Genomic DNA, 13,193 nt, shown 5'->3' on the forward strand with positions numbered 1-13,193 from the left:
CTCCGGTTACGATGCGGCGCGCTGACGCTGGGCGAAGATCAGCCCGCGGATATGGTGAGTAAGCTCTCGGAATGCCGGTAGCAGTTCAGTATCCGGCCCACGCGGACGGGGCAGATCGATGCGGATAATTTCAAGAATGCGCCCGGGCCGGGGCGACATCACCACCACGGTGTCGGAAAGCAACACCGCTTCATTGATATCGTGGGTAATCAGCAAGGCAGTCTTGCGATCACGCTCCCAGATGCGCAGCATTTCCAGAGACAGTTCCTCCCGGGTCAACGCATCCAGAGCACCAAATGGCTCATCCATCAGCAGCACACGGGGGTCCGGCAGCAGCGCACGGCAGATGGCCGCGCGCTGCTTCATACCACCGGACAGATCACCCGGGCGCCGGTCCTCGAAGCCGGACAAACCGGACATGGCCAACAGTTCCTGCGCCCGCGCACGGCTCTCTTCACGCGGTAGCTTGTACAACTCCGCCGGCATCATCACGTTCTCCAGCACCGTCAACCAGGGCAGCAGCACATGCTCCTGGAATACGATGCCCACCTCCCGGCTGGGAGTGGCCAACGGACGGCCATCACGGAACACCTGCCCGGCACTGGGTTGCTCCAGAGCCGCCAGAATTCGCAACAAGGTGGATTTACCGCAGCCGGACGCGCCCACAATGGACACGAAGCTACCCTCCGGCACATCCAGGCTCACCTTATCCAGAGCCTGGATATCACCGCCACGAACCGGATAGACCTTGGACAAGTTTCGGGCCGACAGCATCGGCGGTGAGATTGTTTCAGTCATGATTGATTCCTCTGACGAATGGCCCGGCATCGCTTACTGACCGACAAAGCCCGGCGCATAGAGGTCCTCGACCCCAACCGGGTGCTTCAGATCAAACGCCGAGCCCACCACCTGCAGGGTCTTGGCGATCATGTCCGGGTCGATTTCACCCATCGGCAGGCCATCGGGCTGTTCCGCCAGAGCCCTGACCATCCGGGTTTCTCCGGCACCGATATCGGTATCCACCTGTCGGTGGTAGCCGTGCAGAATCTCTCCGGCTTCTTGAGGATGCGCGAACGCGTAGTTCATCCCCTTAATGGTGGCGGACACGAAACGTCGCACCAGATCCGGGTTCTCGGCGATGGTTTCCTCGGAGGCAATCAGACCATTGCCGTAATAGCTCAACCCCACATCTTCATAGGCAAGTCGCACCAGCTTTTTCGGCGCCACTGCCTTCTCCAACAGCGGCTCGCCGACCACGAACTGGCCGATGGCATCGGCCCGCCCGGTGCTCAACAGGCTGGGCAACGCGCTGCCATCGGCCACCACCCAACCCACCTTTGAGGGGTCGATGCCAGCATCGGCGGCATAGGCACCGAATAAAGCGGGGATCGCGCTGAACGCGGTGTCAGCCACCTTCCGGCCCTGCAAATCCTCGGGTTTCTCGATACCCGAACCTTCCAAGGCATAGATGGCATGGGGCGGACGGACATAGACCACCGCCACCATTTTCACCGGCACCTGATCATTGCCGCGCGCCAGCACCAATGAGCCCGCATCGGCGAAACCCAGCCGGGCATTGCCATTGGCCACTTTTTTAATGGCATCGGAAGACCCCTGCCCCCGAACAATGTTCACGGCCAGCCCCTGCTCTTCATAAAAGCCTTTCTTATCGGCGACAAAAAAATAAGCGTGACGGCCATTGATCCCGAAGTCGGTCACGAACGTGATTTCCTCCGCCACCGCGCCGGCGCTGATCAATGCCAGACAGGCGCCGAAGGCCAACCGTAAGCTTTTTATCCAACTCATAGCGATGCTCCGAAAACCGGTAAAAATGACCCGCCCAAACCGAACTCCAGGCGGATAAGTACCCCTATCGTCTGCAGAGCCTGTGCCAGCGCCGCCGATCTCCAGGGCGCCCGGCGGCAAGCTCTTGAGAAACCTGCTTTTTTCGCTATCCAGCATCGAGATGGCCGCGACGACATGGCCATCACCAAGGCCCCACCTTTGTGCACGCCGCCGCCCCAAAGCACCATAATTGAACATATAAATCTATATTTGACTGAATAAATCTTTAATGTTCAGATATAGAACATATGTGGCCACAAGCATTCAATTGGAGAACATGATGCCCGACGACGCTTCCCCCGAAATCTACGATTTATTGATTGAAAACGGCCACCTTCTGGACCCGGCTTCCGGTCTCGACCAAGTGGGTTTTCTGGCGGTACATCACGGCCGCATTTTGTCCGCCGGGCCCCGCCCTCCGGCGGGGCGCCCCCGCCAACGCATCGATGCCAGCGGCCGACTGGTCTGCCCCGGCCTGATCGACATGCATGTCCATGTTTACGAATGGGTAACCAATTTCGGGGTGCATGCCGACGATGCGGGTGTCCACGCGGGCATCACCACGGTGGTGGATCAGGGCAGTTCCGGCGCCTGGACGTTTGGCGGGTTCAACGCCCATGTGATCGAGCCATCACGCACCGATGTGCGCGCCTTTGTCTCCATCAATGTCGCCGGCGCTTTAATGGGCGGAATGAAAGGCGATATTCTGCATAACCCTCAGATGACCGATGGCGACAGCCTGGTCAAACTCGTGCAACAGTTCCCTGAGCGTGTTAAGGGCATTAAATGCCACTGCGAATCCGGAGCCCTTTCACACTGGGGCACCGAGGTCCTCACCCATGCCAGCCAGGTGGGCCGCGACGCGGATATCCCTCTTTATGTTCATACCGGCGAGCTGTTCCCGGTGGTCGAGCAACAGCGGCCAAGCGCCGATGAAGTGTTTCCCAGCATGCTGCCACTGCTCAAACCCGGCGACATGCTCGCGCACATCTACAGCTGCATGCCCGACGGCATCGTCGGTAACGCCGATACCGTGCCTGAAGCCGTGCTGCAGGCACGCGATAAGGGCGTGTATTTCGATATCGGTTACGGGCTGAACTTCAGCTACCGCATCGCGCGCATGATGCTAGCCGCCGATATTGCGCCGTTTACCATCAGCAGCGACGTGCACGGCGACTTCAACGCTTTCCACGACAACAGCAAACTCAACTACAGCTTGTACGGTGCCATGACCCGGCTGTGGGCATTGGGAATGCCGTTAAGAGAAGTGATCGCCGCCACCACCTGGCACCCCGCTCGCATGCTGCGCGAAGAGGGTGAAATCGGCACGCTGACCCCTGGCTCCCGAGCCGACCTGAGTCTCATCGAGATCGACACAACGCCCCGCGAGCTGTACGACGGGCGCGGCGAAACACTCACCACCGAGCAGACCCTGCTGCCCTGGCTAACGGTGCGCGCCGGCCAGCCCATCGTGCCACACCGGCGACTGCTTACTGACCTGCTGCCCGACGCCGCCCGAGTCACCCAACAAGAGAGACTGTCATGATGGATACCCAGGACATTGAATTCGAGAACACTCGCGTGCGTTTGTACCGTGCCGGGCAGGGTCCTCGGCTATTGCTGATTCACGGCATCGGCCCGGGCACCTCGATACCTGCCAACTTCGGCACCGTGATCCCGGCCCTGGCGGAGCATTACAGCGTGGTTGGCATGGATCTGATCGGCTTCGGCGGGTCCGAACGAAAAAGCACGGCGCCGTTTTTTGATTTTCCCCTGTGGTGCCGCCAGGCTCGCTTCGTGGCCGACACCCTGGGCGCCGATGAGCTGCGAATTTGGGGGCAATCCCTGGGTGGCGCCATGGCATTGCAGGTCGCCTCCGAAATGCCATCGGTGACCCGGGTGATCACCACCGGCACCGGCGGCGGCAAACAAACACTCAACCCCGCCCTGGAGCGATTCTGGACCTTCCCGCCCAGCGCCGAGGCGTTGCGCGAGGCGTTGCTCAGTTCCATGTACGACACCTCCGGAATCACCGATGAAGTGGTGCGCGAACGGTTTGAAACCCTTCAGCAAGGGGGCATTGGCGACTACTTCAGCGCCATGATGGCCGGTGATAAACAGGCGCTGCTTGATTCGGTCTACCTGTCTCCGAAGGTTTTGAACAACGTCCAGGCCAGAGTACTGCTTCTGCATGGTCGCGACGATGTTCCGGTGCCCTACCGGGACACCACCTTGCATCTTCTCGACCATCTACCCACCGCGGAGGCCGTCATCCTGAGCCGTTGCGGGCACAATCCGGCCCGCGAACACACAGACCGCACTCTGAGCCTGGCGCTGGAACATCTGCGCTAAGTTCGATTACCATCAGCCGCGCCGCTCGCGGTAAGCGGGCGGCGTTACTTTGGCCACGAGCAGAACGGTATGAAACAGCCGCCGCGCAAGGACTCCTACCTGCAATCCCTGGAGAAGGGTCTCGCGGTGTTGGACAGCTTCACGGAAGGCACCACCTCCCTCAGTATCAGCGATATCGCCGAGCGCACCGGGCAGGACCGGGCTTCCGCGCGGCGCGCCATTCTCACCCTCACTCATCTGGGCTACACCCGCCTGGACGGCCGCCGCTTCTCCATGACGCCGAAAGTGCTGTCACTGGGCCATCGCTATTTGTCCTCACTGCCGTTCCTACCGCTCGCCCAGCGCATCATCGAGGAACTGGCGGACGAGATGCAGGAGACCGTTTCGGTCGGCGCGCTGGACGATAACGATGTGGTGTTTCTGTGTCGCGTGGCGGCTCGCCGTTTTCTGAGTTTCGACGCCAGCGTCGGCAGTCGTGTGCCGGCCCATCTCCATTCCATGGGCCAGGTCCTGCTCGCTACCCTTCCGGAAGCACAACGTGATGCGATTCTGGCGACGCTCGACTACCGCCAATACACCCCCCACTCGGTCACCGACCCCGACCAATTACGAGAGCAGTTGAAGGTCGTCGCGGAACAGGGCTGGGCCTTTACCAATCAGCAATACGAGGAAGGCTACTGTGGTATCGCCATTCCTCTGTTTGACGCCGACGGCCATGCCATGGCCGCCCTCAACGTCAGTTTCGCCGCTGGCCAACGAGCTCTGGAACGGGCCCGCGAAGATGTGCTGCCGCGCCTGAAACTGGCCGGCCGCCGTATTCAATCCCCAGGGGTGTAAACCTCCCGCCCCTGGCGACAATAACGCTTTGGCATTAACATATAACCACTTTCTTTACCCTTCTCGCGCCCTCGCCAACGGGCGCCCCGTGGTTGTTTCGCCGGAGTATTCCATGACCCTCTGGACGCGCCTGCTGCCGTTCCTCGGCTGGCCCCGTCCCACCCGCCAATCCCTGCGCCAGGATTTGTTTGCCGGCCTCACCGTGGGCCTGGTGCTGGTACCTCAGGCGCTGGCCTACGCCACCCTGGCCGGTATGCCGCCGGTCACCGGCCTGTACGCCGCCCTGCTGCCCGGGGTGGTGGGCATCCTGTGGGGCTCCTCGCCGCTGCTGGCGGTGGGCCCGGTGGCGCTCACCAGCCTGCTGACCTTCGCCGCCATCAGCCCCATGGCCACGCCGGAAAGCGGCGAATGGGTGACCCTGGCGATCTGGCTGGCGATCTATTCCGGGTTGATCCAGTTCCTGCTCGGCGCTCTGCGCCTGGGGCTGATCGCCAACTTCGTCTCCAACGCGGTGATCACCGGCTTTCTCAACGCCGCCGCCCTGATCATCCTGGTGTCCCAGTTGCCCGCTCTGTTGGGCGTGGACGGTGGCGGCCTCCGGAGCGCCTTCACGGCTCTGGGCGGCCACCTGGCCCACCCGGACCCGGCCTGGCTATGGACCCTGGCCTTCGGCCCCGGCGCCATGCTGCTGCTATGGCTGCAAAAACGCTGGCTGCCACGCGCGCCCGGGGTGCTGGTGGTGTGCGTGCTGGGTATCGCCGCCAGCGCCCTGCTCGGCTATGCCGGCCTGGGCGGCGCCGTGGTTGGCGCGGTGCCCGCCGGCCTGCCGGAATTCGGCTGGCCCGCCAGCCTGACCCTGGAGCAACACCGGGCACTGCTGCCGGCGGCCCTGATCATCGCCCTGATCAGCTTCACCGAGGCCATGTCCAGCGCCCGCTCGCTGCCGTCCCCGGACGGCCGCCTGTGGGATCAGAACCAGGAACTGGTGGGCCAGGGGCTGGCCAAGGTGGCCAGCGGCCTGAGCGGCGCCTTCCCGGTCAGCGGTTCGTTCTCGCGCACCGCCCTGAACCGCTACGTGGGCGCCAACAGCGGCTGGTCGGCGCTGTTCGCCGCACTGTGCACCCTGCTGTGTCTGCTGTTCTTCACCGGCTATCTGCAGCACCTGCCGCGGGCCATCCTGGCGGCGATCATCATGGTGCCGGTGTTCGGGCTGATCAGCCCGATGGCGTTCGTACGCCTGTGGCGCGCCTCCGTGGACGATGGCCTAGTGGGCCTGGCCACCTTCGTGGTGACCCTGGTGTCGGTGCCCTACCTGCACTGGGGCGTGTTCACCGGCTTCGTGCTGGCGATGCTGTTCTTCCTCTACCGGCGCGCCCACCCGCGCCTGATCGAGCTGGGCCTGCACCCGGCCGGCACCCTGCGCGACCGGCGCCTGCACGACCTGCCGCCGCTGGCGCCCGGGGTGCTGTCGCTGCGCCTGGATGCTTCGCTCACCTACCTGACCGCGCCCTTGCTGGATCGCTTCGTGCGCCAGCGGCTACGGGCCGAGCCGGATATCCAGGTGGTACTGATCTGCGCCTCGGCGATGAACGCCATGGACGCCACCGGCGTGGAAACCCTGGAGCGGCTGCACCGGGACCTGGCCGGGCGCGGCGTGCGCCTGGCCTTTTCCGGGGTCAAGAAACAAGTCCGGGACGTCATGAAACACACTGGCTTGCTGGCCCGGCTCGGCGAGGACAACCTGTTCGTCAACAACCGGGACGCTATCGAGGCACTCGGCGGCCCTGGAACCGCCACCGGCTGAGCCGGTCGAACAGAACCGGACCACCGCTCGACGAGGAGCCAGGAATGCACCTTGTGCGCACCCTGCTGCTGGCGCTGCTGGCGCTGGCGGGCATCGCCGCCGCCGACGATTATGACTACATCCGCGGCGACGAAATCTACAGTGAGGATTACAACTACGGGCTGGACTACGACCGCCTGCGCAGCGTGCCGGAAACCCCGGACACCGATCTCGGCGGCGCCGGCGCCTCGCCGGAGTCCATCGGCCAGCGTGGCGCCGCCAGCCGGGACGGCCAGCAGCCCTCCATGACCCGACGACTGCGGGAACTGCGCCAGGAAACCTACCCGGACCAGCGCGACTTCGGGCTTGAGGGCGATGGCGACGCCCGATCCAAAGGCGCCATGCCGGCGGTTCCCGGTCGCTGACCTGACAAGCCGCCCGGTTTCCGGGAAAATCAGGGTCCCATGGACAGGATGCGACATCCCGAATGAAGCGTTTCTTTTTTTCCGTGCTGGGGCTGCTGGCGATCGCCGCCATCGGCTCGCAGCTCTGGTACCTGGGCCAGGTACTGCAATTGCGGGGTCAGAACCCCAAGGACACCGCTTTCATGGAGCGGGCCCGGGAACACGGCCGCGTGCTCTATCAATGGCGGGACTACGACGCCATCGCCGACGATCTGAAACGGGCGGTGCTGATCTCCGAGGACGCCCGCTTCGTGGAGCACTTCGGGTTCGACTGGCGCGGCATCCGTCATGCCATGGAACGCAATGAGGAAGCGGGCCGACCGGTGGCCGGCGGCTCAACCATCACCCAGCAACTGGCCAAGAATCTTTACCTGAGTGGCGAAAAGACCTATGTGCGCAAGGGCCAGGAAGCCCTGATCGCGCTGATGCTGGAACTGACCCTGTCCAAGCAGCGCATCCTCGAGCTTTATCTGAACACCGCCCAATGGGGCAACCGGGTGTTCGGTGCCCAGGCGGCGGCCCGCCATTACTTCGGCGTCGACGCCGACCAGCTGTCACCGGACCAGGCGGCGCAGCTGGCGGTGCTGCTGCCCCGGCCCAGCTATTACGACGTGCGCGGCACCACCGACTATGTGCAGCAACGCAGCCAGTGGATTCAGCAACAGCTTCCCCTGGTACGTATTCCGTCGCCCTGAACTCATCCGGCCGGCGCCCCGCCCGAACCGGCGCCGCCCCACCGACTCATGGAGAAAGCAGTATGAGACCGTTGTGGTTCGTTCTTCCCCTTTTGCTCACCCTCGCCGCCTGCGACGACCCGGATACCCCGGCGCCGTCCACCGCCGACGCCCCGGCGGCGCAACCGGCGGCCACGGAAGTACGCGAAGGGCTGGCGGGCATCTGGCGCCCACGGGGCGAGAGCGACCTGAATGCCCTGGTGCTGGAGGATCAGGGCCAGCTGTATCTGGTCGGCGACGGTGAACGCCGCGGACTGCGTTGGGAAAAAGCCACCGACGACGCCGTCACCCTGCACTATCTGAGCGGGGGCGACACGCTCACCGAGGACGACCTGCGGGTCTCACTGGACAACCCGTCACTGACCCTTGAGGGCGAGTCGCCCCTTGCCGGGGAATACCGCCGCGATCCAGCCGGCATTGGCACCCTGGAAGGGCGGGTCACGCTCCCCGAGGCCGGCGCCGTGCCCGACAACGGCGTGCTGGTACTCACCCTGCGCGATCTGTCCGCCAGCGACGGCGAAGGCGACGGCCAGCTGGCCCGGCGGCTCACGCGCCTGTCCCTGGAGGGGGATATGTCCATGCCGTTCCGGCTCTATTTCGACCAGGCGCGGGTCAACGGCGACCACCGCTATGGCCTGGACGCCCGGGTCATCGCCGACGGCGCCACCCTGCTCGCCCTGCCCGCGCCACGACGGGTGCTCGCCAACGACGGGCAACGCCAGGACGTGACCCTGCCGCTGAGCCCCACCAGCGCCAGCGCCGGTCTGATCAATACCTACTGGAAGCTGGAGCGGGTCGGCGAGCGCGCGGCGCCGCCACCGGTCGACCAGGCCGCCCAGGCGCATCTGGTGCTGCACCGTGACGGCGACCGCCTGAAGGGCGCCACCGGCTGCAACACCCTGCAGGGCCAATACCAAACCGACGGCAATGGCCTTACCCTGAGCAATCTGACCCGCACCGAAAAAGCCTGCACCGGCGACAACGTGGCGGACGCCTTCGTCGCCGCCCTGGAGAACACCCGCCGGTACCAGGTGCAAGGCCAGCGCCTCACCCTGCTCGACGACCAGGGGGAACCGCTGGCGGTGCTGCGGGCGGAATACCTCTACTGATCACGCCCAGGAGCAGGCCCATGCGCGTTCATTATCTCTCCCACGTGCCGTTCGAGAAGCTCGGCACCCTGGCCGAATGGTTCGACGCCCACGGCCACGCGGTGAATGCCTCGCGGCTGTACCAGGGCGACCCGCTGCCGGCGCCGGAGGATCTGGACGCCCTGGTGGTGATGGGCGGCCCCATGGGCGCCGACAACGAGGCCCGCTACCCCTGGATGGCCGACGAAAAGCGGCTGATCGAGGCCTGCATCCAGGGCGGCAAGAAGGTGCTCGGCGTGTGCCTGGGCGCCCAGCTCATCGCCCGCGTGCTGGGCGCGCCGGTGACCACCAACCCGGAACGGGAGATCGGCTGGTTCCCGGTGCAAAGCACCGAGGCCGGCGCCGGCGATCCGCTGGGCGCCCTGTTCAGCGACAGCGCCCCGGTGCTGCACTGGCACGGCGATACCTTCGCGATTCCCGAGGGCGCCGTGCACCTGGCGCGCAGCTGGGGCTGTGACAATCAGGCCTTCCGCTACGGCGATAACGTGCTGGCGCTGCAATTCCATCTGGAGCTGGCGCCGGACAACGCCCGCGCCCTGTGCCGGGAGTGCGCCGACGAACTGGCGGACGGCGGCCCCTGGGTGCAGTCCGAGGCGGAGATGCTCGCCGACCCGGCCCTGTTCCACGCCGCCCGCCAGCGCCTGCACCGCCTACTCGACCTCTTCTTCGCCTGACCGCCCCGCCCACCCTACGGAGCCGCGCGGGACGCTACCTCGGAGCGTCTCGGTGTGGGCCCCTTTTCGGGAACGCCGTGAACCCGTCCATGGGGGCTCCCGGTCAAACATCCTGTTTGACAGGGTCCCGAAAAGGGGCCCACACCGAGACGCGGCCTGACTGGAGGGAACCAACCAGCACTCTCCCACAAAAAAAGCCCGCCCCTCTTTCGAAGGGCGGGCTTTTCTGTGGGCGCCGGGGATCAGGCCTGGGCGCGCACCGGCTGTTCGGCCTCGGCGGCGGCCACCCGACCGGCGGCGGACAGGATCGCCTGCAGCGCGGCGGCGGTAGTGTCCGCGGCCAGCGCCACGGCGCTCTGCACCTGCTCACCCACCTGCACCCGCACGCAGGCCATGGCGTTGGCCTCGGTGTTGTCGCCGAGCGAGTACTCATCGAACGCCTCGACCCGGATCTGCCAGCCGTGGCGACGGTTGAGCGCGTCCACCAGCGCCCCCATGGCGCCCTCGCCACGGCCTTCGATCTCCACCGTGGCGCCGGCTTCGTCACCGACACTGATGCGGGCGCGCACGCCATCATCGGCACGGTGCAGGTCGTAGGAGCGCAGCGTCCAGCCCGCCGGCACGTTCAGGTAATCGCCGTTGAAGCGGCGGTGAATACGCTCACCGGTGATTTCCCCGCCGTCTTCCTCGGCGTCCTGCTGCACCACCATGGCCAGCTCCTGCTGCAACCAGCGCGGCAGGCTGATGCCGAAGTCGCGCTCCAGCACGTGGGCCACGCCGCCCTTGCCGGACTGGGAGTTGATGCGCACCACTTCCTCGTAGCGGCGCCCCAGATCGTGCGGATCGATGGGCAGATAGGCCACGCGCCAGATGTCGCCGGGCTGGTAGCGCGCCAGACACTTGCGGATCGCATCCTGGTGGCTGCCGGAGAAGGCGGTGAACACCAGGTCCCCCGCGTAGGGATGGCGCGGGTGGGTATCGATCTCGGTGATCTCCTCCACCAGCGCGCGGATTTCCTTCATACGCGAGAAGTCGATCTCCGGGTCGATGCCCTGGGCATACAGGTTCATGCCGGCGGTGACCAGATCCATATTGCCGGTGCGCTCACCGTTGCCGAGCAGGGTGCCTTCCACCCGGTCGGCGCCGGCCATCACCGCCAGCTCCGCGGCGGCCACGCCACAGCCCCGGTCGTCATGGGTGTGCACGCTGATCAGCACATGCTCGCGGAAGCGGATGTTCTCGTGTACCAGCTCCACCTGGTCGGCGAACACGTTCGGCGTGCTCACTTCCACCGTGGCCGGCAGGTTGATGATCACCCGCTGGCCCTGATCCGGACGCCACACTTCGTTGACCGCATCGATCACCTCGATGGCGAAATCGGTCTCGGTGGCGCTGAAGGTCTCCGGGGAATACTGGAACGACCATTCGGTGTCCGGCTGTTTGGCGGCGGCGTCACGGACCCACTCGGCGGCCTGCACGGCGATCGCCTTGCAGCCTTCCTTGTCCACGTTGAACACCTGCTCGCGGAACGTGGGCGAGGTGGCGTTGTAGATGTGCACCACCGCCTTGTTCGCGCCCTTGAGGGACTCGAAGGTGCGCTGGATCAACTCCGGCCGGGCCTGGCTGAGCACCTGGATGTGCACGTCGTCGGGCACCAGGTCTTCCTCGATGAGGGCGCGGCAGAAGTCGTAGTCGATCTGGCTGGCGGAGGGGAAACCGACTTCGATTTCCTTGTAGCCGAGCTCCACCAGCAACTGAAAGAAACGTTTCTTCTGAGCCACCGACATGGGCTTGATCAGCGCCTGATTGCCGTCGCGCAGGTCCACCGCCGCCCATAGGGGCGCTTTCTCGATGCGCTTGGACGGCCACTGGCGGTCCGGCTTGTCGATGGTGGCGAAGGGCGCGTACTTGCGATGATCGAAACTCATGGGCTGCTCCAGATTTATGTTGTCTTGCCGGGTTGGCCTGGCGTTCCACCGCGACCGGGATCACCGGTGAGGGGCGGCGTGGCGCCTCGAAATCGGCCCCGGTTCCCGCCTGGTAAGGCGGGAACCCGACCGGCCACGGTAGGACTTGTGATCTTCCCGTGGCGACAGAAACAGTCTAGGACAGCGGCTCGGCAATGTGCTTGCTTTTTCTCCCGAAACCGGACACATTTAGCAATATTATCATGCCTCAAAAACGGAAATCAGGATTTTATTGCGTGAGCAACAAGACACCGGCAAAACTTGACCGCACCGACGTGCGCATCCTGGACGCCTTGCAGCGCGATGGCGGCCTCACCAACCAGCAACTGGCGGAACAGGTGGGCCTGTCGCCCTCGCCCTGCTCCCGGCGGGTGCAGAAGCTGGAGGAGGCCGGCGTGATCCTGCGCCGGGAAACAGTGCTCGATCCGCGCCAGCTGGGCCTGGACCTGACCGCGATGATCCAGATCAGCATGGACCGGCACACCCCGGAACGCTTCGCCAATTTCGAGGCCACCGTGGCCGAATACCCCGAGGTGCAACAGTGCTATCTGGTCACCGGCCAGGAGGCGGATTATCTGCTTAAGGTAGTGGTGCCGGACATCGACCACTACCAGCAGTTTCTGCTCAACAAGATCACCCGCATCGAAGGGGTCAGCGGGGTGCGCTCCAGTTTCGTGATGCGCCGGGTGATCGACACCACCGCCGTGCCGCTGACGTATATTAATTGATGTAGGAGCGGCTTTAGCCGCGATATGGCGCCATCACGGCCCCGGCATTTCATCGCGGCTTAAGCCGCTCCTACAAATACCGGCCCGCTCGCTGCTAACCTGGACGCCATGAAGAATTTACTGATCGTCGCTCATGCCCCATCGCCCAACACCCGCCGACTGGCGGAAGCCGCTCTGCGCGGCGCCGGCCACGAGGACATTGAGCAGGTTCGGGCGGAGTGGAAGCCGCCGCTGGAGGCCGGCCCGGAAGATGTGCTGGCCTGCGACGGTATCCTGTTGGGCACCACCGAGAACCTGGGTTACATGAGTGGCGCCCTGAAGGATTTCTTCGACCGCGTCTACTACGCCGTGATCGACCAGAAGCAGGGGTTACCCTGCGCGCTCTACATCCGCGCCGGCCACGACGGCACCGGCACTCGCCGGGCCATCGAATCCATCGTCACCGGGCTGCGCTGGAACTGGGCCCAGGAGCCGCTGCTGTGCCGGGGTGACTGGCGGGATGACTTCGTCGATCAGGTGGAGGAACTGGGCCTGTACCTGGCCGCCGGGCTGGACGCCGGTGTCCTCTAGCAACCTGCCAGGACGCCACCGCCCCGGTCACCTTGAAAAAGCCGGGCTGGCCCGCACAGCATTGATATCGTCATCCAATCAGGAGGAGACC

General features: G+C 64.8%; 13 protein-coding genes. 10 read left to right on the forward strand and 3 right to left on the reverse strand.

Annotated features, from left to right (window positions below; genetic code table 11):
* Positions 1–6: 6 nt before the first annotated feature.
* The gene (locus JF515_RS18060) at positions 7–798 is read right to left on the reverse strand and encodes an ABC transporter ATP-binding protein (RefSeq protein ID WP_203105845.1); all 792 of its coding nucleotides are present in this window, start codon (positions 796–798) and stop codon (positions 7–9) included.
* Between the two features lie 33 nt (positions 799–831).
* A complete protein-coding gene (locus JF515_RS18065; protein WP_238401171.1) occupies positions 832–2,043 on the reverse strand; it encodes an ABC transporter substrate-binding protein in 1,212 nt (403 codons plus the stop codon).
* 79 nt (positions 2,044–2,122) lie between these two features.
* On the opposite strand from JF515_RS18065, the gene JF515_RS18070 reads away from it, so the two are divergent.
* From JF515_RS18070 to JF515_RS18105, 8 genes are all read left to right on the forward strand, one after another.
* Positions 2,123–3,391 (forward strand): amidohydrolase/deacetylase family metallohydrolase, encoded by a 1,269-nt coding sequence (locus tag JF515_RS18070; protein WP_203105846.1) that lies wholly within the window; start codon positions 2,123–2,125, stop codon positions 3,389–3,391.
* Entirely contained in the window at positions 3,388–4,197 is an 810-nt protein-coding gene (locus JF515_RS18075; RefSeq protein ID WP_203105847.1) for an alpha/beta fold hydrolase, read from the forward strand. The genes JF515_RS18070 and JF515_RS18075 overlap by 4 nt, the downstream gene beginning before the upstream one ends.
* 69 nt (positions 4,198–4,266) lie before the next feature.
* On the forward strand, positions 4,267–5,034 hold the full coding sequence (locus tag JF515_RS18080; protein ID WP_203105848.1) for an IclR family transcriptional regulator domain-containing protein: 768 nt from the start codon (positions 4,267–4,269) through the stop codon (positions 5,032–5,034).
* A 112-nt stretch (positions 5,035–5,146) separates the two neighbouring features.
* Positions 5,147–6,838, forward strand: coding sequence for a SulP family inorganic anion transporter (locus JF515_RS18085; protein ID WP_203105849.1), 1,692 nt, complete (start codon positions 5,147–5,149; stop codon positions 6,836–6,838).
* 44 nt (positions 6,839–6,882) lie between these two features.
* Positions 6,883–7,242: a hypothetical protein gene (locus JF515_RS18090; protein ID WP_203105850.1), complete on the forward strand. Its 360-nt coding sequence runs from the start codon at positions 6,883–6,885 to the stop codon at positions 7,240–7,242.
* Positions 7,243–7,304: 62 nt separating this feature from the next.
* Positions 7,305–7,976 (forward strand): monofunctional biosynthetic peptidoglycan transglycosylase, encoded by a 672-nt coding sequence (gene mtgA / locus JF515_RS18095; protein ID WP_203105851.1) that lies wholly within the window; start codon positions 7,305–7,307, stop codon positions 7,974–7,976.
* 62 nt (positions 7,977–8,038) lie between these two features.
* A complete protein-coding gene (locus JF515_RS18100; RefSeq protein WP_203105852.1) occupies positions 8,039–9,124 on the forward strand; it encodes an META domain-containing protein in 1,086 nt (361 codons plus the stop codon).
* Positions 9,125–9,144: 20 nt separating this feature from the next.
* A complete protein-coding gene (locus JF515_RS18105) occupies positions 9,145–9,837 on the forward strand; it encodes a type 1 glutamine amidotransferase (RefSeq protein ID WP_203105853.1) in 693 nt (230 codons plus the stop codon).
* A gap of 242 nt (positions 9,838–10,079) precedes the next feature.
* On the opposite strand, the gene JF515_RS18110 is transcribed toward JF515_RS18105, so the two are convergent.
* Positions 10,080–11,765, reverse strand: coding sequence for a 2-isopropylmalate synthase (locus JF515_RS18110; protein WP_203105854.1), 1,686 nt, complete (start codon positions 11,763–11,765; stop codon positions 10,080–10,082).
* A gap of 275 nt (positions 11,766–12,040) precedes the next feature.
* Here JF515_RS18110 and JF515_RS18115 point away from each other — a divergent pair, with 275 nt between their 5' ends.
* Both JF515_RS18115 and JF515_RS18120 read left to right on the forward strand, forming a co-directional pair.
* A complete protein-coding gene (locus JF515_RS18115; RefSeq protein WP_338015250.1) occupies positions 12,041–12,532 on the forward strand; it encodes an Lrp/AsnC family transcriptional regulator in 492 nt (163 codons plus the stop codon).
* 108 nt (positions 12,533–12,640) lie between these two features.
* A complete protein-coding gene (locus JF515_RS18120) occupies positions 12,641–13,102 on the forward strand; it encodes a flavodoxin family protein (RefSeq protein ID WP_203105856.1) in 462 nt (153 codons plus the stop codon).
* Positions 13,103–13,193: the final 91 nt, after the last annotated feature.

This window comes from Alloalcanivorax marinus, assembly GCF_016785095.1.
In the GTDB taxonomy this organism is placed as follows: domain Bacteria; phylum Pseudomonadota; class Gammaproteobacteria; order Pseudomonadales; family Alcanivoracaceae; genus Alloalcanivorax; species Alloalcanivorax marinus_A.